Raw genomic sequence first — 22,781 nt, forward strand, 5'->3', positions numbered from 1 at the left:
TAACTCGATTCCGGCCCATTGAAAACCGATCGGTTTACGATGGTGGCCGGAGTGTGCTACGGCGCCGCCCATGGCCGAGTCGGTTCGGCGTCGCCGCCGCGGTCTCCAGAATGGGCGGTGTGTCTCGCCGGCCTCGGAAGCTCGGCCCCCATCGTGCGTGCCCTCGACCGGCGATGACGGGTTTGCTGAGGAGGGAACGTACGGGACTGTCTCGGAGATGCCCCTGTCCTGCGCTGATGGGTGCGTGGAGGCACCCATCAGCGCAGGACATTTCTCACCATGGTGGCTTCGGGCTCAGTGGGCGATCACAGGCTCGCCCTCCGACGGCGCCAGAGCCGTGTTCGGCATCAGGAACGCCGTGAGCGCCGCGCCGACCACGAAGATCCCGGCGCCCCACGTCAGGGTGGCCGTGTAGCTCTCGACCCCGGCCTGGGCCACGGTCAGCGCGCCGGGCTTGTGCGAGGACAGGTAGTCGGTCGCGGCCGACGATGCAACGGTGGTCAGCAGCGCCGTGCTGATCGAGCCGCCCACCTGCTGGCTGGTGTTGATCAGCGCCGAGGCGACGCCCGCGTCCTCGTGGTGCACGCCTGCCGTCGCACCCTGGAACGCGGTGGTCATCACCCCACCGATACCGAGTCCCAGCAGGATCATGCCCGGCATGATGTCGGCGACATAGTCGCTGTTCAACGTGAGCCGGGTCAGCAGGGCCATACCGGATGCGGAGACCAGGAAGCTGACGCTGACCACGATCTTCGGGCCGACCTTGGGCAGCAGCAGCGAAGGCGCGGTGGTCGACGAGGCGACGATGCCGCCGACCATCGGCAGGAAGGACAGACCGGCCTCGATCGGCGAGTAGCCGATGCTGGCCTCCAGGTAGTAGGTCAGGAACAGGAAGATCGAGAACATCCCCATGCCCAGAACGAACACGGCCAGGAACGAACCGCCTCGGGTCCGGTCCAGCACGACTCGCAGCGGCAGCAGCGGATGCGCGACCCTGAGCTCCAGCCAGGCGAATACCGCGAGCAGCACCACGCCGCTGATCATGGAGCCGAGGGCGACCGGGTCGGTCCAACTCGTGGATTCGACGTGCGCGAACCCGTAGACGATGCCGAACAGCGCGGCGCTCACCACGACGGTGCCGGGAATGTCGATCTTGGGTCGCTCGGTGACCACGGGCCTGGCCAGCAACAGCAACGCGCCGACCAGCGCGACGCCCGCGAAAATGACGTTCACGTACATCACCCAGCGCCACGACGCCCATTCGGTGAGCATGCCGCCGAGCAGGAGTCCGACCGCGGCGCCCGCACCGGACAGCGCACTGAAGATGCCGAACGCCTTCGGCCGTTCGGCCGGGTCGGTGAAGGTCACGCTGAGCAGTGAGAGCGCCGCGGGCGCGAGCAGCGCGGCGAACAGGCCCTGGGCCACACGGGCCGCGACGAGTATTTCGAAGCTGCCGGCCGCGCCGCCGACGACGGATGCGGCCGCGAAACCGATCAGGCCGGTCACGAAGGTCGTACGGCGGCCGAACAGGTCGCCCAGTCGGCCCCCGAGCAGCAGCAGGCTGCCGAACGCCAGGGCGTACCCCGTGATGACCCACTGCCGGCTGCCGTCACTGAAGCCGAGGTCATGTTGGGCTTCGGGCAACGCGATGTTCACGACGGTCGCATCGAGCGTGACCATGAGCTGCGCCACGCCCAGCACGACGAGCACCCACCAGCGCACGGCGTGGGAGCCGCGGCGGCCCGAGTCTGTCTTCCCGGAGGCGGGCGCCCCGCGGTCGAAGGTGGTACTCACATTTCCCCTTAAGTCGCTGGTCATGGGTCGACCGGCAGCCGGAAACCGATCTGTTTCCACCTAGGAAAACAGATCGGTTTCCCAGGCGCAAGTGAACGGGTCGCTTCTGGCCCGGGACTGGCCCGACAGGGTTGAAGTCCGCGTATGCCGACGACGCTGCCCCGCCAGGCGACTGGCTGATCGGCGTCGCGGCCCGGCTGCCCTACAGGCGGAGCGCTCATATCGGCGTCGGACGCCTTGCGCGGCACCGCCAAGACCACAGGACGCCAGGCCGCCGGACCACCGAGACGTCGCCCCGGCGGGAGCCCACCACTGGAGCCTCCCGCATCTGCGACATCAGCGATCCCAAGGTCCCCGAGGACAAGAGCGCCGGTCGGTTCGCCGCCGAGTCCTGGACCATGAAGGGAAGCCGCCTCGAACTGCACGACCTCGCCGTCGGTGGCGTGGTGACCGTGGACACGGCCGCCGCCCCCAAGTGGGTGCTCAAGTTCTCCGCGGCGGCCGCCACGATCCGCGACCTGTAGATGGCCGTACCCGTCGGCGGGCGGATCCAGCACATCGACGGAGCGCCCGGCTCGACGTCCACGCTGCGAGGCGACCGCATCACCATGTGCGTCGAGAGCCTGACGGGCACCCTCTCCGGCGTCGAAGGCATCCCCCTGCCCCCAGTCCTCCGCCTCACGCCCGACACCGTCCCGGAGTGGCTCTACGACACGCTCGGGAAACTCGGCCCAAAGCTCCGACTCGGCTTGGACGACGCCGACATCGACCAGGCCGGTCAGACGGGTGGAGAGCTTGTCATTCCGGGGATCCACGGGTGCGGAACGCCTCGGTGAGTCCGGGGGCCGGTTGGGCTTGCGTCTGGGAACCGATCGGTTTACCGTGATGGAAACCGATCGGTTTCTCATTCTGTGGAGGCAGTCATGACCGCACTCAAGGGCGCCAACGTCTTTGTCACCGGCGGCAGCCGAGGCATCGGCAAGGCCCTGGTGGAAGAGCTGTACGCGCGCGGTGCCGGCAAGGTCTACGCCACCGCCCGCGACCCGCGTACGGTGACGCACCCCGACGCGGTACCGGTCGCGCTGGAGGTCACCGACCCGGCCTCCGTGGCGGCAGCCGCCGCGCAGGCGCAGGACGTGACCGTGCTGATCAACAACGCCGGTGCCTCGGTCGGCGCCTCGTTCCTCGACTCCCCGGTCGACGACGTACGCCGGGAGTTCGAGACCAACTTCTACGGTCCGCTGCTTCTCACCCGCGCCTTCGTGCCCCTCATCGAGCGCAACGGCGGCGGCCACCTCCTCAACGTGCACTCCGCGCTCTCCTGGATCGCGCTCGGCGGCTCCTACAGCGCCTCCAAGGCCGCTCTGTGGTCGCAGACCAACTCCCTGCGCCTGGAGTTGCAGCCGCGCGGCATCGCCGTCACCGGACTGCACGTCGGCTACGTCGACACGGACCTGGCGGCCGGCGTCGAGGCGCCCAAGTCCGACCCCCGTGACGTCGCCGCCCTCGCCCTCGACGGCGTCGAGACGGGCGCGTACGAGGTGCTCGCCGATGACATCTCACGGCAGGTCAAGGCGGGCCTGGCCGGCGACCTGGCGGGGCTTTACCCCCAGCTGGCGAACTAACCCCCGTACACACAAGGAGCCGGCGAGATGCCCAGCCACGAGTCACGTCCCACGATCCACATTCCGGGGACCACCAGCCACACCATCGCCCCGCGTGCGGGATCCGTCGGCCGCGAGGGAACGCTGCGCTACCTCAAGGCGGGCACCGGCGCCTCCCTGGTCCTGCTGCACACCGTGCGCACCCAGGCCGAGCACTTCCGCCACCTCATCCCGCCGATCGCGGACCACTACACCGTGTACGCCCTCGACCTGCCGGGGATGGGCTAGTCCGAGATCGTGCCCGGGGCCTCGTACGACGAGCCGGCCATGCGCGCAGGCGTCAAAAGGCTCCTGACCGAACTCGACCTCCACGACGTCACCCTGGTCGGGGAGTCCATGGGCGCGGTGCTCGCCCTGACCACAGCGGCCGATCTGCCGCAGCGGGTACGACGCGTCGTCGCGGTGAACACCTACGACTTCCCCGGCGGAATCGCCCGGTCGAGCCTCCTCGCCCGCGTGGTCGTCACCGGTGTCCTCGCCCCAGGGGTAGGTCCGGTGATCGCCGGGGTGGAGCCCAAGCCCGCCCTCAGCAAGATCCTGCAGGGCGGGGTGGTCGACAGGACCGCGCTGCGGGAGGACTACCTCGACGAACTCCTCCAGGTGGGCGGCCGCCCCGGCTACCCGACTGTCGCCCGGGCCGTGTACCAGGCCCTGCCCAGCCTCATCGCCGCCCGCTCGCGCTACCCCGAGGTCAAGGCGCCCGTTCACCTCGTCTACGGGGAGAAGGACTGGTCCCGACCCTCGGACCGGCAGGCGAACAAGAACCTGCTGCCGGCCGCCGACTTCACACAGGTGCCGGGAGCGGGGCACTTCATCGCGCTGGAAAGGCCCGATGTCCTGGCCGAACTGTTGAACTCGGTGGCGTGAGGTCCACGAGCGTCCATCGGGCAGATTACCCGAACAAAAGAAACACTACTCAGATTCCCCCGACCTCAGTCTTCACTCGGGCACTGGATGTTCATTCTGCCAGCCAGTCTCTCAGATGTCATAAATCGCGGCCTTCGTCAGCGCCATCATCAACAATGCCGGCGTCCTGCTGCCAGTGACCCGCTCGCCTAGAGAAGCGAACACAAATTCATGAAACCGGAGGGAGAATTAACAATGAGTGCGAATTCGCAGAAGAAGAAGTTTTACGCCCTGAACATGTTTGACGTGGTCGACTTGGAGAAGTACCTCGCGTATTTCAGTCGTTTGCCCGAGGCGGCTCCGCAGTATGGTGGTCGAATGGTGGCGTTCGGTCGTTTCCGAGACAGCGTAGCCGGTGACATCGCGCCGCGGCAGGTCCTGTTTCTCGTTGAATGGGAGTCCGAAGAGGCGTTCATCAGCTTCCGGGACGATCCAGCCCTGGCCGACTTGCATCCGCTGCGGGAGAGCGGGGCGGCGTCCTATGTCTGGCAGACGTTCGATGGTGTCGATATGAGCGACCCCGCCAATGTCTCACTCGACGATGTACTGGCGGTACTCAAACCCTAAAAGCCCGCATCCCCACGGAGCCGAAGCCGGATGAGCCAGCCGACGAATCGTCGGCTGGCGCGTCATGGCCCCGCGCAGTCTGTTCAACCAGCGCCCGGCCGAAGCCATGGACCGCCAGATTACGGAAAGCCGAGTAAGCCTCACATCATGACTGAACAGGCGAATCCGACGTCCCGAGAGCGGCTGCTGGAGGCAGCGGCCACGCTCGCCTACCGCGACGGCGTCACTATCAGCGTCGAGGCGTTGTGCAAGGCGGCGGGGGTGTCCAAGCGCTCGGTGTACCAGCTGTTCGAGAGCAAGGGCGACCTGCTGGCGGCGGGCCTGGAGCGGCGAGCCGCTTCCTACGCCGCCCGTCTCCTGCCTGAGGCAGGAGACGGGCTTTCCGCCCGGGGGCGGATCCTGCATGTCTTCGAGCAGTTGGAGTCGCAGGCGGGGGCGCCGGAATTCCGGGGCTGTGGGTACCTGGCTGTGCAGATCGGCCTGAGGGATCAGCGCCACCCCGCCAGCCGGGTGGCCCACCGGGTCAAGGGGAACCTGATGGCCTTTTTCCGTGCCGAGGCCGAACAGGGCGGGGTGAGCGATCCGGGACGTCTGGCCCGGCAGCTGATGGTGGTCTTCGATGGCGCCAGCGCCCGTGCGGGGATCGGCGCCGACAAGCTGACGGGGCTCGTCGCGCCCATGGCGGCCTTCCTGCTCGATGCGGCAGGCATGCGCTGACGCATCGCCTTTGGAGCTCCCCGGGCAGACGGATGCGCGTTGCGATGGAGCGTCGACAAACCTCCCTCCCGGCTCAACGGGAGGAAGGCGCAGGGCTCCGGCCGCACAGGTTCAACCCGTTGCGAAGAGTCCGGTGCCGGCCGACGCGTGTCTTCCGGGGTTGCGGACGACGGCCGGGCGCCGGTGCAGGGTTGCCGGGTCTCCGGTCATCCAGGCTGCCTGGCACCTGCATCTGTCCTGGCCGACCGTGATGGGCGCCTTCCGTGCCCGGGATCGTGAGGTCGTCGAGGTGCCACTGCCTGAGACCTTGCCGTACGGAAACCGATCGGTGTAACGTGTTGGAAACCGATCGGTTTTCCAGAGGGGTTCTCGATCGCCGGGCTGATGCAGAGCAGTCTCGAACGCACCGCGTCCTTCGCGTACTGATCACGTGCGTACTCAACCTCGGGAGTCGAACGCCATGTCTTCTCACACCACCTCCAATATCTTCGTGATCGGCGGTACGGGGGCTCAAGGAATGCCCATCGTCCGCTCTCTTGTCGCCGACAAGAAATACTCCGTCCGGGTTCTCACGCGCGATTCCAGCTCCCCTCGAGCCCAGGCGCTCCTCGCGCTCGGCAACGTCTCCCTCCTCGAGGGGTCGTTCGCCGACGAGGACGTGCTGCGGGAAGGGTTTCGAGGCTGTGACGGCGTATTCATCAACATCGACGGATTCAACACCGGTGAGAAAACGGAGACCTACTGGGCGATCCGCAGTTACGAGATAGCGATTGAAGAAGGAATCAAGTTCTTCGTCTACGGAAATCTCGACTACACCCTCAAGAAGTCCGGCTACGACTCGAGGTTCCGCACCGGGCATTATGACGGTAAAGGCCGCATGGCCGAATGGGTGCTGTTTCAAAATGAAAAGAACAGGGATCGGATGGGGGCAGCGGTCTTCACGTCAGGTCCCTACATTGAGATGGTGATCTCACCGCTCACGCCCATGACGCCCAGCGTTGAAAACGGTGTCGTCACGTGGCGAGTCCCTCTCGGCGAGGGAGCCGTTCCTCACGTGGCACTGGAAGACTGCGGCTTTTACGTGCGCTGGCTCTTCGATCATCCGGAGCGCGCGAATGGCATGGACCTTGAAGTCGCCATCGAGCACATGGCATATGCCGACATGGCTGCGGCGTTCGAGAAGGTCACCGGGCATCCGGCGCAGTACATCGACACTGATCTGGACACTTATTGGAACGCGCCGGACGTGAAGGGAATTGCTGATCAGCCTGCTGGTTACAACGCCGATCCCAACGACAAAAGCACCATGAGCTTCCGGGACAATTTCACGGGCTTCTGGAATACGTGGAAGCACGGAATCATCACCCGGGATTACGCTCTGCTCGACGAAATCCACCCCAACAGGATCAGGAGTGCTGAGGAGTGGTTCCGCCGGGAGGACCAGGTGGGAAGGGAACTCGGTAAAGGCAGTCTCTGGGAGAGGGTCCAACCGGAGAACTGGAGCCTCGACTCTGCGATCCTCAAGAGCAGTGCCGATATGAGGACGGGCAAGTTGTAAACGGGTGAGCGGTATGGCGGCTCGGTAGATGCTGAGCGATGAGTTGAATGTTCGTGATCTTCGCCGGGAGTTGCTGCCGGGGAGCGTACGGCTCCGCGGCGGTTCGTCCGACAGCGACGGCCGTGTCAGCGCAGGTCGTGCGCGTACGTGGTGACGGTGCTGGGGTCAGGTTCGGGAAAGCCCCGTACTCGCCGATCCCGGTGTCGCGGATGGCATTCGTGAAGCGGCCTGCCGGAGCTGGGCAGCGGTGACGGCCGTGGCGGCGGGACCGAGCCGGCGAGCGTCCGGCACTGCGGTCCACGAGGTGCGGCGAGGCGACGCAGCACGGGCATCGTCGACCGGCGGACCTTCACGGTGCGATCGTCCAGACCGGGGCGGAGTCCTACCGCCTCGCCCACACCAAGGCGCAGGCCGAACGCGCCGCGGCCGGCTGAGCCCGTCCCCCGGTCAGGGGCGGCGGCTCCGGCGGTGCCGATGGCCCGCCGCCCCACCCACTCATGGCCGCCGGCGTGCCTTTCCCGGACTGGCCCCTGGAGCGAGTGCGCCGCGTCGAGGCGGCGGGTGCCGAATCAGGGCTCGGGGGCAGGCGTGGTCCGAGAAGGTCTCGATCTTCAGGCCGGCTGCGTGCCGGTGCTGATCTGTTGGGTGAGCTTGAGCAGTTCTTCGACGTGGTAGATCTCGGTGATCTTGCCGTCGACAACGTGGACGATGTCGGTGCCGGTGATGTCGACCGGGTTGCCGCTGGCGGCGAAGCCGAAGGCGTCTCCGGTGTGGGTCCCGGTCATCCGCCAGTGGAGGACCACCCAGCCGGCGGGAAGCTCCTGCTGGAACAGGATCCGGTGCTGCGTGCCGGTGAATCCGTCGCGGACCGCGGCGATCAGCACTCGCATGCCGTCGATGCCCGAGGCGGCGCCGTCAGCGGGGTTGTGGTCGATCACGTCGGGGGCGAACACCTCGTCCGCGCCTGCGACGTTGCCGGTGTCGTAGAGCTCAAGGTTGCGCGCGGCGACCCGCAACGCGGTGGTCGTGGCCGAGCGCACCATCTCGCTCGCGGTGTTGGCCGTAGTGATCGCGGTCATGAGGTTCTCCAAGGAGTGGGGGTGCGGGCTGCTCCGGCTATGGTTCCCTGAGGGAATCAGTTCCCTCAAATGAACTAATGGGGAGAGCATGAGTGAGCTGGATCACCCTTTGCCGGAATGTCCGATCGCCCGGTTCCTGACCGTGCTGGACGGCCCCTGGGCGACGCTGATCGTGAGGGAGTTGCTGACCGGCCCGAAACGCTTCACCGAGCTGCGCGCCGGACTTCCGGGCATCAGCCCCAAGACCCTGTCCTCACGGCTGCGACGATTCGTACTCCTAGGGCTGGTCACCCGCACGGCCTATCCGGAGATCCCGCCCCGCGTGGAGTACGAACTCACCCCGGCAGGCGCACGACTCGAGGTCGTGCTGGCCACCATGGGCGCCTGGGCCGAACAAGACCTTCCCCGCACTGGCGCGTTCCCTATCGAAGATCGGTAACCAGGGCCCGCCGACTGCCCAGCCCCGAGCGTAAAAGAGTGATCAAGGCGACCGAAACAGCGCCTGACAGAACATTTCGGGCATAAAGGGCAACTGGCTGACGCGGCTTGGAGAATCCGGGCCCGCTGACGAGCGCTGACGCAGCGGCACAGTGACATCGATTCCCATCGACAATGATCATGAAAGCGCGCGCCAGATGACTCCCGAACTCAGGTCGAAACGGGAGAAGTGACACAGCCAATGGGGCTCTCTGAAAATGGCTCTGCTCGCGATTCCGTGAAAGAGCACACTCCGGTGGGTGTCAACGGCCATTTGTAATCCCCGGTGGCGGCCAGATATCTCCCCGCCGTTCTGAGGACTCGTTCACCTCAGAGGCATCACGCCCTTCCCGGTGGTGGCTTCGGTGAGCCGGAACGATTCAGTCCACGCTGCACCGGGTCAAGTCGGCTGTGGTGCACGGAACCATCAAACATCGCGCGCCGTCCGCGTTCTTCCACGACGGGGACGCGGACGTCGGCGTCGCGCTGCTTCCGACCTTCGTCGCCGAGGGAGAGAAGCAGTTCTACGAACCGACCACGGTCAAGGACCACATCCTCGCGAAGCTGAAGGGTTCCCGGGCGGGCCGAAAGAACCTCCACGGACCGCCGCCCTGCGAGAGAAAGGCGTGCCGATCCTCGGCTACGGCTTCGGGTGCGGCAATGACGGCGACTACCGCACCGTCCCGTTCGAGGCCCTGGCGCAGGCCTCCTAGCGGGCCCGGGCCGAGGGCTACCGGTTCACCGGCCACGCCGATGTGATCGAGGACGTCACGGTCGCGCTCGCCCTGGGTCTCGTCTGCATCGACCACGGTTGGATGGGCGTTGACGACCCGGACGTTCTGCGCCGTCTCCGGGCCGGCTGTACACCGATGCCCTTCGCGCCCACCGCGTACGCACTCGGCGGACTGGTCTTCCGGACCGGGTACGTCGACGCCTGGCGCATCCTGTACGAAAGCGGCGTATCGCTCGTGATCGGCGCCGACGACCGGAGATGTGCCAAACCGACCTTGCCCAGGAGTACGCGCTCATGGCCAATGCCCTACGGTGGCCGACCGAACAGCTGGGCGCCGCCGCGAAGCGTTCGCTGACACATGCGTGCTTCCCCGGCGGCGACGGCGCGGATGTGCGCGCACTGGTGCGCCGAGATCGACGCGCTCGTCGGCGATCCCCGCAGCCCGCACCGGGGGTGACCGACGTGTCCCTCCGGTCGACGAGACCGTCCTGGCGAGCCGGATCTCCCGTGCCCGCCGGGCAGGGACCGCTGCGGCCGGTGAGGGAAAGAGGCCGGAGGCGATCGCCGTCACAGGTCGAGGACCAGGCGAGGTCCGCACGAGCGGGAGACGCAGATGAGCATGGTGTCGCCGGCGGCCCGCTCGTCCTCGGTCAGCAGTGAGTCGCGGTGGTCGGGCCTGCCGTCGAGTACGTCGGTCTCGCAGGTGCCGCACGTGCCCTCCCGGCAGGAGAAGTCGACCGGGATTCCGGCCTCCTCCAGGGTTTCGAGAACCGAGCGGTCCGCCGGCACGGTGAGGGTGAGCCCGGAACGGGCGAGCTCCACCTCGAACGCCTCGGCCGGGGCGTCGGACCCGGCGGCCGGGGCCGGGGTGAACCGCTCCACGCCCAGCGTGCCCGGGGGCCAGGCCGCGCACCGCTCCTGCACCGCCTGTAGCAGGGGTTCGGGACCGCAGGCGTGCACCAGGGTGTCCTCCTCGGGCACACCGAGGTGGGCGGTGAGGTCGAGGAGGCCGTACTCGTCCTGCGGCCGGACCAGGACACGGTCGCCGTACCGGGCGAGGCGGTCCAGGAACGCCATCGAGGTCCGGGTGCGACCGCCGTACAGCAGACGCCAGTCCGCCCCGGCTGCCTCGGCGGCCTCGACCATGGGAAGAATGGGCGTGATCCCGACGCCCCCGGCGATGAACAGATGGCGTGCGGCGGGCCGCAGCGGGAAGTTGTTCCGTGGTCCGCGGACCCGCACGGTGGCGCCCTCGCACAGCAGGTCGTGGACGTACGCCGAGCCCCCGCGGCTCCGCGGCTCGCGCAGTACGGCGATCTGCCAGGTCTCGCGCTCGGCGGGGTCTCCGCAGAGGGAGTACTGACGGATCAGATCGCTGTCTCCGCCCTCCATGAGTACGTCGATGTGGGCGCCCGGAGTCCAGGTGGGGAGCGCTCCGCCGTCGGGGCGGCGCAGGGTGAGGGAGACGACGCCGTCCGCGGCGAGGGTGCGGGCGGTCACCGTGAGGGCCGTCGGGGCCGGGGACAACTGGTCGTTCATGGTGGTTCAGCTCCGGGATTCAGGCCTGCGTCGGTACGTGCAGCAACAGCGCGTCGCCCTGACCGCCGCCCCCGCACAGGGCCGCAGCGCCGGTGCCGCCTCCGCGCCGCCGCAGTTCGGCCGCGAGAGTCAGCACCAGCCGGGCTCCGGTCATGCCGACCGGGTGCCCGAGCGCGATCGCTCCGCCGTTGACGTTCACCCTGTCCAGGGGGACGTCCAGTTCCCGCACGGAAGTCAGGGCCACTCCGGCGAACGCCTCGTTGATCTCGAACAGGTCCAGGTCGGCGGCCTTGAACCGACCGTCCCGGGACAGCGCGTCGCGGACCGCGCCGGCCGGCTGGACGAGCAGCGAGGGGTCGGGGCCGGCGACCGTGCCGTAAGCGCCGATCTCGGCGAGCGGGGTCAGGCCCTCGCGCCGGGCGCGCTCCGCGCTCATCACGACGACGGCCGCGGCGCCGTCGGAGAGCTGTGACGAGTTGCCGGCGGTGATGGTGCCCGCGCCGGAGAAGGCCGGTTTCAGACGCCCCAGGCTCTCGGCGGTGCTCCCCGGCCGTACGCCCTCGTCGGTGTCGACCACCGTCCCGCCCCGGCGGCCGGCCACGGTGACGGAGGCGATCTCCTCCGACAGCGCGCCCGACTGCTGGGCGTGGGCGGCCCGTTGGTGGGACAGCGCGCTGTACTCGTCCTGTTCCTCCCGGGTCAGGGCGAACGGCTGCTGGTAGCGCTCGGTGGCCGCGCCCATGGGGACCCCGTCGAAGGCGCAGACGAGGGCGTCGCGGTCGAGGGCGTCCTCCACCGCGGCCGCGCCGTACTTCCACCCGGTGCGTGATCCGCGCAGCAGGTGCGGGGCGCCCGACATGGACTCCATGCCGCCCGCGACGACCACCTCGTGGCGCCCGGAGGTGATCATGAGGTCGGCCAGGGCGATGGCGTGCAGCCCGGAAAGACAGAGCTTGTTGACGGTGCTCGCGGGGACGGAGAACGGAATGCCGGCCCGGATCGCGGCCTGGCGTGCCGAGTTGGGGCCGGTCCCGGCCTGCACGACATGCCCCATGACGACGGCTTCCACGGCCGTCGGGTCCAGGTGGGCGGCGGCCAGGGCCGCACCGATGGCATGGGCGCCGAGGTCGACCGCGGACAGGGTGCTCAGGGCGCCCATCAGTTTGCCGATGGGCGTCCGGCTTCCGGCGACGATGACGGATCCGGGCATGGCCGGGACCTCCTGGGTGGGTGTGGACCGGAATTCAGGCGACCGGCGCGACGGCGCGTTCGGCGATCATGTGGGCCGTCTCGTTCACCGAGTGGAGAACGATCCGGCCGCCGGGCATGCGCCGGACCCGGCTGACGGACGTGTAACCGGGGTGGAACCAGAACATCGTGGGCAGGCCGAGCACTGTCGCCAGATAGGTGTTGGTGATGCCGCCGTGGCACACGACCGCGACCCGCCCTCCGGGACAGGCGTCGAGGATGGTGTCCATGGCCCGCACGGCACGTGCGCGAAAGGCGTCCCAGTCGAGGTCGGGCACGAAGTCCTCGTAGCGTCCCTCGGCGAGTGCCGCCGCCCGCGGGTCGGCCCCGCCGATCTGCTCCGGTGGTGTGTAGGGCTGGGACACGTCCGTGTCCCACTCGCGCAGGTCGTCGAGGACGGTGGCGGTCATGCCGGTGAGGCGCTCCAGGGGCGCCGCCGTCTCGCGGGCACGTCGGAACGGACTGGAGTAGAGGGCGTCGATGCCCTCGTGCACGAGCCAGGCGGCGAGACGTTCGGCCTGAGCGGTGCCTTCCGGCGACAGTCCCGGGTCGAACACGCCTGCCATGGGGAGGCCGTGCCGGATGAGGAGGAGTTCGGTCATGGACGATCCTTCGTGCACAGGGGAGAGGGCGGGAGGGGCGGCTCAGCCGGCGATGGTCCGTTCCGAGCTCCAGTAGGGGCGGCGCATCGCGCGCTTGTCGAGCTTTCCCATCGCGTTGCGCAGGAGCTCGGGAACGAACTCGTACGACTTCGGGCACTTGTAGGCGGTGAGGCGCTCTCGGCAGAACCGGTCCAGCTCCTCGGACGGTGGCTCGTCCCCCGATACCACGACCAGTGCCCGCAGCGCCTCGCCGAAGTCCGGGTCGGGCACGCCGATCACCGCGATCTCGACGACCGCCGGGTGCTGCCGCAGCACCGCCTCGCTCTCGGCCGGGTACAGGTTCACTCCGCCGGAGACGACGACGTCCGCGGCCCGGTCGGTGATGAAGATATAGCCGTCGGCGTCGACATGGCCGATGTCGCCGAGCGTGAAGACGCCGGGGGAGAGGTAGGCGGCCTTGGTCTTGTCCGGGTCCGCGTGGTAACGGACGCCGTGGTCGTCGGGTGCCCGGAAAGCCAGCAACCCGCTTTCACCGGGCGGCAGTCCACGGCCGTCGTCGTCGGTGACCAGGACCTCGAACGGGGGCCGGACGCGACCCACCGAGCCGGGGTGCGCCAGCCACTCGTCGCTGTCGATGCGGGCCACGGTGCCCGCCTCGCTGGCGCCGTACGACTCGGTCAGTACCGGACCGAACCAGTCGATCATGGCTCGCTTCACGTCCGGCGGACACGCGGAGCCGGTGTGGGAGACCTGCCGCAGGCTGGAGACGTCGTACCTGGCGCGGACCTCGTCCGGGAGGGCGAGCAGCCGTTGGAAGTGGGTGGGCACCATCACCGTGGAGGAGACCTGCCAGCTCTGCACCCGGCTGAGGAACGTCTCCGCGTCGTAGCTGCCGAGCACGACCACCGGCTGACCGGCCGCCAGATGCCGCAGCGAGGTCAGCGGCGCGTTGTGCTGCAGGGGGCCGCACACCAGGTGCGGTCCCGGCGGGAACCCGGGCCGGGCGGACATCGCGGCGAGGTAGGCCGCACTGTCGGTGACCGGGCCGCCGACCCAGCGCACCTCGGTGCCGCGGGCCCGTCCGGTGGTTCCCGAGGTGTAGACGAGCGGGGGCCGGGCGGGCCGGTCCGCCGGAAGGGTGCGCCCGGCGGGCGCGGAGGCCAGCCACAGGTCCCAGGCGAAGGCGTGCCCGGCCTCCGGGGCCCCGTGCGTCACGACCGGCAGGCCCAGTTCCCGGGCCGCGTCGAGGGCGGTGCCCGCGCCGACGGGTCCGGCGATGATCCCGGTCACGCCCGCGTCGATGATCTGGTCGACCAGCTCGCCCGACGTGAGGTTCCGGGACGTGGCCACGGTCCCCACTCCGGCGCGCAGGCCCGCCAGATGGGCCACCAGCGTCGGGATCGCGTTGTCGCCCAGGACGGCGACCCGGTCGTCGGGACCGGGCGCGAACTCCAGCAGCCGGACCGCCGCCCGTGCCACCTGGTCGGCGAGGGCGGACCAGGACAGCACACCCCGGTCGTCCGCCAGGGCGGGCTCGTCGGGTGTCTCCTGGGCGCGACGGTCGAGTGGCAGCAGCGACATGGCTCCTCCGGCGGCTCCTGAGGCCTCTCCCGATTCGAGGGGAGAGGAGATGCTGAGACTGTAGCGTTTATCAAGAAAGTACGGAACACTCTGGTCTCAGGCGGAGGCATTCCCGCATGTTTCAGCGGGGCGAGCGCGCATTTCCGCTCCCCGTTACTGAATCTGGCATCTGGTAAGTAGCTGAGGAGGAGCCATGTCCCAGCCCGATCCGGAAGCATGGCGCACACAGGTCCGGCAGTGGCTGGCCACCGTGCTCGAACCGGCGCGGGCGCCGGAGTCCGCGGGAGAGGCCGCCGACCTCGCCGTGTTCCACAACCTTCCCGAGGACGAGGAACGCCGGCTGCTGGAGCGCTGCCGCGCCTACCACCGGGCCCGCTTCGACGCCGGCTACCAGGCGCTGACCCTCCCCGCGGACAAGGGCGGCGCGGGCCTGACCGCCGCCCACGCGGCCGTCTTCGCGCAGGAGGAGTCCGCCTTCGAGGTGCCGCCGTCCACCGAGCTGATCAGCGTCACCGTGCGGCTGGTCGGGATGGCCGTCTCCCTGTTCGGGACGGACGAGCAGCTCCACGAGCACGCCCGTGCGTTCCTGCGCACCGACCGGCTGGCCTGCCAGCTCTTCAGCGAGCCCGGTGCCGGATCCGACCTCGCGGCCGTGCGCACCCGAGCCCGGCGGGAGGGTGAGGAGTGGGTGATCGACGGCCAGAAGGTGTGGACCTCGGGCGCCCAGTTCGCCGACTACGGCCTGCTCCTCGCCCGTACCGACCCGGACGTCGTCAAACAGGCCGGAATCACCGCCTTCCTGGTCCCGATGGACGCCCCCGGAGTGGAGGTGCGCCCCATCCGCCAGATGAGCGGCGGCGCCTCCTTCAACGAGGTGTTCCTCAGCGGTGTACGCGTCCCGGACCGCCTTCGGATCGGGCGCCCGGGCCAGGGCTGGGAGGTCGCCACCACCACCCTCGCCTTCGAACGCACCGCGTCCGGAAGCGGCAACCGCCGCAAGGGCGGCACCTTCACGGACGTGCTGGCACTCGCCCGCTCCCTCGGCCGCACCGGAGACCCGCTGGTCCGCCAGCGCCTCGCCGACCTGTACGTACGCGCCGCCCTGCGCGCGGCCACCGTCGACCGCGTCGCCAGGACGAGCGCCGCCGGCGGCCGGCCGGGTCCTGAGGCGTCGTTGACCAAACTCATGGCCTCCGACCTGCTCACCCGCACGGGACAGGCCGCCGCCGAGCTGATGGGGGCGCGGATCAGCGCCGACACCGGGGAACCCGGCACCTTCGCCTGGACCCGGCATCTGCTGGGCGCCCCCGGCTACCGGCTGGCCGGCGGCACCGACCAGATCCAGCGCAACCTGATCGGCGAACGCGTGCTGAAACTGCCGCCGGAACCGCGGGTGGACCGGGCGCCCTTCTCACAGCTTCCCGGCAGCTAGAAGACTCTGCTCACAAAGGAGTGACATCGATGGATCTGGGACTGACAGGCGCGAAGGCGCTGGTGACCGGTGCGAGCCGGGGCATCGGCCGGGCGATCGCCGGAACACTGGCGGCCGAGGGCTGCGCACTGGCCCTGTGCGCCCGGGGCGAGGAAGGGCTGGCGAAGGCTGCCGCCGAACTGCGCGGCGAGGGAGCCACCGTCTTCGCGGAAGCGGTCGACGTCACCGCCCCGGCCGCGCTGGCGGGCTTCGTGGAGCGGGCGGCCGGTGAACTCGGCGGGCTCGACCTGCTGGTGTCCAACGTGTCGGCGGGCAACGTGAAGGGCCCCGAGTCGTGGGAAGCCAGCCTGCGCGGCGACCTGATCCCGTTCGCCGGACTCGTCGAGGCGGCCCTTCCCCACCTGGAGGCCTCCGACCGGGCCGCCGTCGTGGCCATCGGCACCACCAACGCCTCCGACACCGCGCGCCCGGCCGGCGCGAACTCGTACTCCGCGCTCAAGGCGGCCGTCGTCCAGCACGCCTCGGCCCTTGCGCACTCCCTCGCGCCCAAGGGCATCCGCGTCAACACCGTCTCGCCCGGCCCGATCGACTTCCCCGGCGGCGCCTGGGAGACCATCCGCACCAGCCGCCCGGAGGTGTACGAGGAGGTCCTCGCCAAGCTGCCGATCGGCCGCTACGGCACCGCGGAGGACGTCGCCTCGGCGGTGGCGTTCCTGCTCGGGCGGACCGGCTCCTTCGTCGTGGGGGTCAACCTCGTGGTGGACGGCGGGCTGCTCACCCGCGTCCAGTACTGAGCCGTGGCGGGCCCGGCCGGCCGCACGGACGCCGTGCTCGTCTGCGGCGGACGCTGGCACGACTTCGACCACGCGCGGCTGCGCCTGCTGGAGCTGCTCGGCGAGCATCCACGGGTGCGTACCACGGTGTACCAGGACTACGACTGCCTGGCCGCCCTCGACCGGGCCGACCTGTTGGTCACCTACACCTGCGACGTCCGGCCCCGCCCGGCGCAGCGGGCCGCCCTGGCCCGGTTCGTCGAGCGGGGCGGACGCTGGCTCGCCCTGCACGGCAGCAACTCCGTGATCGAGCCGTCGGCCAGTGACGGGCCGCGGATGTTCACGACTCCACGGCTCCTCGGGGAGCTGGCTCAGGTGCTGGGCAGCCAGTTCGTCGCCCACCCGCCGATCGAGCCGTACGAGGTGCTGGTGACCCGGCCCGACCACCCGCTGGTCGCCGGGATCGAACCGTTCACGGTCACCGACGAGCTGTACGTGTGCGAGCTGCACGGCGAGCTGGAAGTACTGCTGCACGCCGAGTACACGGGGCCGTGCCGAGGCTTCGCCGAGGGCGACACGGCGGCTCTCGACAGCGCGCCCCGACCGGTGCTGTACCTCAAGCGGCACGGACTCGGTGAGGTCTGCTACTTCACCCTCGGCCACTGCCGGGGCCGTTACGACATGCAGGACCTCGGCGTCGGCGACACCGGGCGCGTGGACGTGGGGCCGTGGCGGACGCCGGAGTTCCTGACGGTGCTGCGGCGGTGCGTGGAGCGGACGGTGGCGGCAGGCGGGTTCTCGCCCCCGCCGCCCCTACCCGTTCCTCCCCCAGAGGGGGGACCCCCACTGGGGGCTGCCGCCCCCAGACCCCCGCTTCGGCCCTGAAGGGGCCTCGTCCTCAAACTCCCCCAGAGGGGGACTCCCGGACGGGCTGGATATCCAGCCTCTCCGGCGTTTGAGGAGCGGGGGTTCGGGGGCGAGATGGTCGCTGGGTCCGCGTGCCGCGCTCAACCGTGCGGCAGCACCACCGCGCGGCCGTTGATGTCCCCGGCGTGCAGGCGCTCGTACGCCTCGGGTGCCTGTTCCAGGGTGAAGGTCTCGACGTGGGAGGACACGAGTCCCTGCCGCGCGAGCTCCAGGACCTCCATGAGCTCCGTCCGGCTGCCCCAGTAGGGGAAGGAGGCCGACACCTCGAACGGCAGCCCGCCGCCGAAGCCGACGGCCACGGTGCCTCCGCCGAGGCCGACGACGGTGACATCGCCCTCCACCGCCACCGACGCGGCGGCCACGGCCAGGGTCGCCTCGGCTCCGACGAAGTCCAGGACGACCTCCGCTCCCGTGCCGCCGGTGAACTCCCGGATCCGTGCCGCCGCCGCATTGTCGGAGAGCAGGGTCTCGTGGGCGCCGACCCTGGCTGCCAGTTCCAGCTTCTCCTTGCTCACGTCGAGGGCGACGACCCGGGCCGGGGTCAGCGCGCGGAGCAGCTGCACGGCGAGATGACCCAGGCCGCCCACGCCGATCACCACCGCCGTGCTGCCCGGCAGCAGTTTCGGCAGCGACCTGCGGATCGCGTGGTACGGGGTCAGGCCGGCGTCGGTGAGGGGCGCCGCCTGCACGGGGTCTACTCCGCGCAGCGGCACCAGATGGCGGGGCGAGTCCACCAGCATGTACTCCGCCAGGGCGCCGGGCCGACCTAGCCCCGGCGGCAGGATGCCGAGCCCGGCGGCGTGCGGACAGCAGTTCTCCTTGCCCTCGGCGCACTTGTGGCAGCGCCCGCAGCCCCACGGGCCGTACACCGCCACCGCCGTGCCCTCCGCCAGGCCGCCGACACCGGCGCCCACCGCCGCCACGGTCCCGACACCCTCGTGACCGAGTGTCATCGGCAGGGCGTAGGGGAACTGGTCCTCGGGCCAGCCCATCACCGCGAGATCGGAGTGGCACAGGCCCGCCGCCGTCACCTTCAGCAGCACCTGGCCCGGGCCGGGTTCGGGCACCGGTACGTCCACGACCTCGGGGGCGTGCCCAACCCTCCGGTACTGAACAGCCTTCATCGTCAGACCTCCTTGCTCGTAGTGATATCCGGCCGGGGCACCGGTCGGCGGCGCAGCACGGCGGGCAGCGCGATCCGGCCACCCGTGAGGACCAGCGCCACGATGAGGACCGAGCCGGTGAACAGGCTCGTGGCCCACTGCGCGCTGGTGGCGAGCCCGAGTCCGGTGATGCCCGTGCCGAGCAGGAGGACCGCGAGGACCGTGCCCCAGGCGTTGAAGCGGCCCGAGCGCAGTTGGGTCGCTCCGACGAACGCGGCGGCGTAGGCCGACAGCAGATACGGGGTGCCGGCGGTCGGCGATCCGGATCCGACCGAGGCGGCGAAGACGACGCCGGCGAAACCGGAGAGCAGTGCGGAGGCCACCAGGGTCAGAAAGCGCAGCCGGTCGGTGCGCACCCCTTGGAGCCGGGCCGCGTCGGCGTTGAAACCGGTCGCGTACAACCGGCGCCCGGTGGCCGTGTGTTCCAGCAGGAACCAGATGGTGAGGGCGGCGAGCAGCAGATAGAGCACCGGCAGGGTGATGCCGCCCACGTCGAGCTGGGCGATGCTCGCGAACGGCTCGGCGAGCAGCTGCACACCGGTGATCGAGCTGTCGTTGGTGACCATGGTGATCAGGGACTGGATCAGCGCGCCCGTGGCCAGGGTGGCGATGAACGAGTCGACGCGCAGGACCACCACCACGATGCCGTTGACGACTCCGATCAGCAGTGCGGCGGTCATCGCCAGGGCGATGGCCGCGCCGGGCCCGAGCCCGGTGGAGACCATGAAGTGGGCCGTCAGGACGCTGGTGAGAGACATGGTGAAGGCGATCGAGAGATCGAAGACGCGTGCGGCGAGCGGCGGTACGACGCTGAGTGCCACCAGGCCTGCCACGGCGTTGCCGTTCAGTACCTGCTTGACCGTGACGGCGGTGGGGAACGTGTCCGGTGCCCACACGGAGAAGAGCGCGACGATGACCAGCCACACGTACACGGCACCGATGTTCCGGAACGACAGGGCGGCTGCCGCCCGTCGGCGCAGTGCTCTTGGTACGGACACCGCGGGTCTGTCCGGTGCGGACGACGGAAGCTCCGCCGCCGCCCGGGTCGGGATGGACGTCATGTCACTCGGTCCCTTCCATGGCGTGCACGAGCGCGGACTCGGTGATGTCCCGACCGCTGATCTCCCGTGCGGTCCGGCCGTCGCGCACCACCAGGACGCGGGTGCACAGTGCGAGCAGGTCCTGGGTGTCGGAGGAGGACACGATGACGCCCATGCCCTCGTCCGCCTGGCGCTCTATCAGGTCGTACAGCTGGAGGCGGGTGGCGATGTCCACGCCCGCCGTGGGTTCGCACAGCGTCAGTACCGGCGGGCGCTGGGCGAGACAGCGGGCGATGACCACCTTCTGCTGGTTGCCGCCGCTGAGCGTGGTGATCCGCGCCCCGCGCCCGGCCGTACGCACGCCGACCCGCTGGATCCAGTCCTCCGCCAGGGCGGACTCGCGGTGCCGGCGCAGCCGCCCGGAACGGGCGCGCAGCCGGTCCAGGAGCGGCAGGGTGAGATTCTCGCCGACCGAGAAGTCGCCGATCACTCCCTCGCCCGCCCGGTCCGCCGGGACCAGCGGAAGGCCCAGGCCGGCGGCGTCCCGCGCGTCGGTCCAGCGCGCGGAGCGTTCCGGCAGGCGCAGCCTGCCGCTCACCCGTCCGGTGTGGGCCCCGCACACCGCGTACGGCACGATCTCGTGGCCGGAGCCGGCCAGGCCGATGATGCCCAACCGCTCGCCCCTGGCGAGGTCGAAGCCGATTCCCCGCAGTGGCCCGGCCCACAGGTCGCGCACCTCCAGCACGGGCTCGGCGTGGCCGGAGGGGGGCGCGGGACGGTGGTCGGTCCTCGTCTCCTCGCCCGCCATCAGCTCCGCCAGCGAGCGCGGAGTGAGCTCGGCGACCGGGCGGGTGGTGATCCGGCGTCCGCCGCGGATCACGGTGACCCGGTCGGCGAGCGCGAAGATCTCGTCCATCCGGTGCGAGACGTACAGGACGGCTGCGCCGGCGTCGCGGACCTCCCGCACGATGTCGAAGAGGCGGGTCACCTCGCCGGGCGGCAGCACGGCGGTGGGTTCGTCGAGTACCAGGACCCCGCGGCGGCCCTCCCAGCCCTGGAGCGCGGCGGCGATGGCCACCACCGTGCGCTGGACGGGGGTCGCGGTCGACAGGGGCCGGCGTACGTCGATGCCGAGGCCGAACCGTTCCACGAGGGCGGTCGTGCGTCGTTCCATCTCCGGCCAGCGGATGTTGCCGAGGGCCGTGCGGGCGAAGCCGTGGCTGAGCGCGAGGTTGTCGATGGCGCTCAACTCGCCCACCAGACCCAGCTCCTGGTGGACGAAGCGGAGCCGGTCGTGCCGGGATGCGGAGACCTGGCCGAGGTCGAAGGACTCGCCGTCGAGTTCGGCCACCGCACCCGGCTCCGCGTGGTGGTACCCGGCGAGGATCTTGATGAGGGTGGACTTGCCCGAGCCGTTGGGTCCGGTCAGGGCGTGGATCTCACCGGGCGCCACCTCGATGTCGACGTCGTCCAGGGCCTGGGTGCCGCCGAATCTCTTCGACAGGGCGGCCACCCGCAGCACCGGGCCGGTCAACTCAGTCCCCACAGCGCCTTGAACTGCGCCTGGTAGTCCTCGACGATCGGGAAGTCGCCGTCGGCCGAGGGCAGGTTGTCCTTGGTGACGAGCATGTTGGGCAGCGCCGCCGCCTGGTCCACCTCCATGGACTGGCCGGTGAAGTGCCGGGCCAGCGCGTCGGCCTGGAGCCAGGCCGTCTCGTGCGAGTTCAGTGCCATCGCGCCGTCGGTGAGACCGCTCTGGATGTACTGGTAGTTCTGCGCGTCACCGACGTTGACGAGGATGTGCTTGCCGGTGACGCCGGCGGTCTTCAGCGCGGCCGGTACACCCACGTTGAGCAGACCGAGGGAGAACACGACATGGGTGACCTTCGGGTGCGACCGGAGGTACGACACCACGCGGTCCGGCATGTCCTTGCCCACCGAGGTGATCGGCACGTCGACGTTGTCCAGCGCGCAACCGTCGCACCACTCCTTGTACTTGGCGGCGAAGGCGTCCTTGACGGGCTTGAGGATCGTGTAGGCCGGAAGGTCGAAGTAGACGGTGTTCGCCTTGGCGCCGCTGTTCGCCACCACCCATGAGGCGAGCATCTCGCCCTGGGCGCCGACGTCGTCCGGCCCGTTCTTCAGCAGGGAGATGCCGTCGCCCGGCACGTCGTCGGCGTTGGACTGGAGGACGGGGATGCCGGCCGCCTTCAGCTGGGCCAACTGCTTGGCGTAGACGGCGCGGGGAAAGCCGGAGGCGATGACGGCGTCGGGCTTGTCGCGCAGGGCCTGCTCGTAGGCGGCCTGGACGGACTCCGGGGTGCCCTGGGTGGCGACCTGCTTGACCTGCCAGCCGAGTTCCCCGGCGGCCTCGGTGAAGAAGTCGGCGAGGTCCTTGCAGGACTGGACGCCGCAGAGGATGAAGTCGATCTTCTTGCCCGTGGGGATCGCCTTGCCGACGGGCTGGGTGACGGAGATCGTGGCCGGCCGCTCGGAGGACTTCGCCAGGACCGCGCGGGCCGCCGACAGACCGGGGGAGCCGGACGCCGCCGCCTGCGCCGAGTCGGCGGCGGGAGTGGTGCCGCCGCCGCACGCCGCCAGGGCGAGCAGGGAGGCGGCGGGGACGATCGCGGTGAGGGCGCGGCGGACCGCGCGACGGGGTCTGGAACTCATCTTTGAGTACTCCCGAGGTGTGTCGCCTGCGCCGCCGAGACGGTCGGCTCGGTCAGGCGGACCGGTTCTGTGGTGCCCCGGGCGGGGACGCCGCAGGGCTGGGCCGGGACGGGCAGAGATCGTCCCGGGACGAGAAACTTATGAGGCACTACAGCCTCAAGTGGGTCGGAGTGTGACATGCCCCAGCGGGCTTGGGGAGAGGGTCTCCACGAAAAATTCCGGTTTTACGGTCGAACTGCATGGTGACCTCGGAAGGAGTGGGATCCCTCATCGACCCGACTGTTGCTCCGGGCCGCGACTGGTAACTA

Annotated in this window: 21 protein-coding genes and 1 pseudogene; 12 read left to right on the forward strand and 10 right to left on the reverse strand. The window is 69.7% G+C overall.

Annotated elements, in window-relative coordinates; translation table 11 throughout:
* Window positions 1-294: 294 nt before the first annotated feature.
* Complete coding sequence (locus OG595_RS41765; RefSeq protein ID WP_329281530.1) at window positions 295-1,794, reverse strand: MFS transporter; 1,500 nt, start codon at window positions 1,792-1,794, stop codon at window positions 295-297.
* A 131-nt stretch (window positions 1,795-1,925) separates the two neighbouring features.
* Between OG595_RS41765 and OG595_RS41770 the strand changes: the two genes are divergently transcribed.
* The 7 genes and pseudogenes from OG595_RS41770 to OG595_RS41800 all read left to right on the forward strand — a co-directional run bounded on the left by OG595_RS41770 (window position 1,926) and on the right by OG595_RS41800 (window position 7,206).
* Window positions 1,926-2,318, forward strand: a complete 393-nt coding sequence (locus OG595_RS41770) for a hypothetical protein (RefSeq protein ID WP_329281532.1) — start codon at window positions 1,926-1,928, stop codon at window positions 2,316-2,318.
* Window positions 2,319-2,630, forward strand: coding sequence for a hypothetical protein (locus OG595_RS41775; protein ID WP_329281534.1), 312 nt, complete (start codon window positions 2,319-2,321; stop codon window positions 2,628-2,630).
* Window positions 2,631-2,717: 87 nt separating this feature from the next.
* Entirely contained in the window at window positions 2,718-3,419 is a 702-nt protein-coding gene (locus OG595_RS41780) for an SDR family oxidoreductase (protein WP_329281536.1), read from the forward strand.
* Between the two features lie 27 nt (window positions 3,420-3,446).
* Window positions 3,447-4,325: pseudogene (locus OG595_RS41785) on the forward strand (alpha/beta fold hydrolase).
* A 234-nt stretch (window positions 4,326-4,559) separates the two neighbouring features.
* Window positions 4,560-4,931 (forward strand): DUF1330 domain-containing protein, encoded by a 372-nt coding sequence (locus OG595_RS41790; protein ID WP_171394760.1) that lies wholly within the window; start codon window positions 4,560-4,562, stop codon window positions 4,929-4,931.
* A gap of 147 nt (window positions 4,932-5,078) precedes the next feature.
* Window positions 5,079-5,648 carry a TetR/AcrR family transcriptional regulator gene (locus OG595_RS41795; protein ID WP_329281540.1) on the forward strand — a complete coding sequence of 190 codons (570 nt, stop codon included), beginning with the start codon at window positions 5,079-5,081 and terminating at the stop codon, window positions 5,646-5,648.
* Between the two features lie 460 nt (window positions 5,649-6,108).
* Window positions 6,109-7,206 (forward strand): NmrA family NAD(P)-binding protein, encoded by a 1,098-nt coding sequence (locus OG595_RS41800; RefSeq protein WP_329281542.1) that lies wholly within the window; start codon window positions 6,109-6,111, stop codon window positions 7,204-7,206.
* A 611-nt stretch (window positions 7,207-7,817) separates the two neighbouring features.
* Here OG595_RS41800 and OG595_RS41805 read toward each other — a convergent pair.
* Window positions 7,818-8,285, reverse strand: coding sequence for an ester cyclase (locus OG595_RS41805; protein WP_329281544.1), 468 nt, complete (start codon window positions 8,283-8,285; stop codon window positions 7,818-7,820).
* Window positions 8,286-8,373: 88 nt separating this feature from the next.
* Here OG595_RS41805 and OG595_RS41810 point away from each other — a divergent pair, with 88 nt between their 5' ends.
* Both OG595_RS41810 and OG595_RS41815 read left to right on the forward strand, forming a co-directional pair.
* Complete coding sequence (locus tag OG595_RS41810) at window positions 8,374-8,724, forward strand: winged helix-turn-helix transcriptional regulator (protein ID WP_311715582.1); 351 nt, start codon at window positions 8,374-8,376, stop codon at window positions 8,722-8,724.
* 793 nt (window positions 8,725-9,517) lie between these two features.
* Entirely contained in the window at window positions 9,518-9,850 is a 333-nt protein-coding gene (locus OG595_RS41815) for a hypothetical protein (protein WP_329281546.1), read from the forward strand.
* Between the two features lie 212 nt (window positions 9,851-10,062).
* On the opposite strand, the gene OG595_RS41820 is transcribed toward OG595_RS41815, so the two are convergent.
* The 4 genes from OG595_RS41820 to OG595_RS41835 are packed head-to-tail and all read right to left on the reverse strand — an operon-like array spanning window position 10,063 to window position 14,465.
* Window positions 10,063-11,034: a PDR/VanB family oxidoreductase gene (locus OG595_RS41820; protein WP_329281548.1), complete on the reverse strand. Its 972-nt coding sequence runs from the start codon at window positions 11,032-11,034 to the stop codon at window positions 10,063-10,065.
* 19 nt (window positions 11,035-11,053) lie between these two features.
* Window positions 11,054-12,244, reverse strand: a complete 1,191-nt coding sequence (locus tag OG595_RS41825) for an acetyl-CoA C-acyltransferase (protein ID WP_329281551.1) — start codon at window positions 12,242-12,244, stop codon at window positions 11,054-11,056.
* Window positions 12,245-12,278: 34 nt separating this feature from the next.
* Entirely contained in the window at window positions 12,279-12,884 is a 606-nt protein-coding gene (locus tag OG595_RS41830) for a histidine phosphatase family protein (RefSeq protein WP_329281553.1), read from the reverse strand.
* A 42-nt stretch (window positions 12,885-12,926) separates the two neighbouring features.
* Window positions 12,927-14,465, reverse strand: coding sequence for an AMP-binding protein (locus tag OG595_RS41835; RefSeq protein WP_329281555.1), 1,539 nt, complete (start codon window positions 14,463-14,465; stop codon window positions 12,927-12,929).
* Window positions 14,466-14,658: 193 nt separating this feature from the next.
* On the opposite strand from OG595_RS41835, the gene OG595_RS41840 reads away from it, so the two are divergent.
* From OG595_RS41840 to OG595_RS41850, 3 genes are read left to right on the forward strand one after another with little or no spacing between them, the layout of a single operon-like run.
* On the forward strand, window positions 14,659-15,897 hold the full coding sequence (locus OG595_RS41840; protein WP_329281556.1) for an acyl-CoA dehydrogenase family protein: 1,239 nt from the start codon (window positions 14,659-14,661) through the stop codon (window positions 15,895-15,897).
* Window positions 15,898-15,926: 29 nt separating this feature from the next.
* On the forward strand, window positions 15,927-16,691 hold the full coding sequence (locus OG595_RS41845) for an SDR family NAD(P)-dependent oxidoreductase (protein ID WP_329281558.1): 765 nt from the start codon (window positions 15,927-15,929) through the stop codon (window positions 16,689-16,691).
* A 3-nt stretch (window positions 16,692-16,694) separates the two neighbouring features.
* On the forward strand, window positions 16,695-17,555 hold the full coding sequence (locus OG595_RS41850) for a ThuA domain-containing protein (protein ID WP_329281560.1): 861 nt from the start codon (window positions 16,695-16,697) through the stop codon (window positions 17,553-17,555).
* Window positions 17,556-17,677: 122 nt separating this feature from the next.
* Here OG595_RS41850 and OG595_RS41855 read toward each other — a convergent pair whose 3' ends face one another.
* The 4 genes from OG595_RS41855 to OG595_RS41870 are packed head-to-tail and all read right to left on the reverse strand — an operon-like array spanning window position 17,678 to window position 22,473.
* Entirely contained in the window at window positions 17,678-18,721 is a 1,044-nt protein-coding gene (locus OG595_RS41855; RefSeq protein ID WP_329281562.1) for an NAD(P)-dependent alcohol dehydrogenase, read from the reverse strand.
* Between the two features lie 2 nt (window positions 18,722-18,723).
* On the reverse strand, window positions 18,724-19,821 hold the full coding sequence (locus OG595_RS41860) for an ABC transporter permease (RefSeq protein WP_329281564.1): 1,098 nt from the start codon (window positions 19,819-19,821) through the stop codon (window positions 18,724-18,726).
* Window position 19,822: 1 nt separating this feature from the next.
* The gene (locus OG595_RS41865; protein WP_329281566.1) at window positions 19,823-21,346 is read right to left on the reverse strand and encodes a sugar ABC transporter ATP-binding protein; all 1,524 of its coding nucleotides are present in this window, start codon (window positions 21,344-21,346) and stop codon (window positions 19,823-19,825) included.
* A complete protein-coding gene (locus OG595_RS41870) occupies window positions 21,331-22,473 on the reverse strand; it encodes a substrate-binding domain-containing protein (RefSeq protein ID WP_329281567.1) in 1,143 nt (380 codons plus the stop codon). The genes OG595_RS41865 and OG595_RS41870 overlap by 16 nt, the downstream gene beginning before the upstream one ends.
* Window positions 22,474-22,781 lie beyond the last annotated feature (308 nt).

The organism is Streptomyces sp. NBC_01451 (assembly GCF_036227485.1).
In the GTDB taxonomy this organism is placed as follows: domain Bacteria; phylum Actinomycetota; class Actinomycetes; order Streptomycetales; family Streptomycetaceae; genus Streptomyces.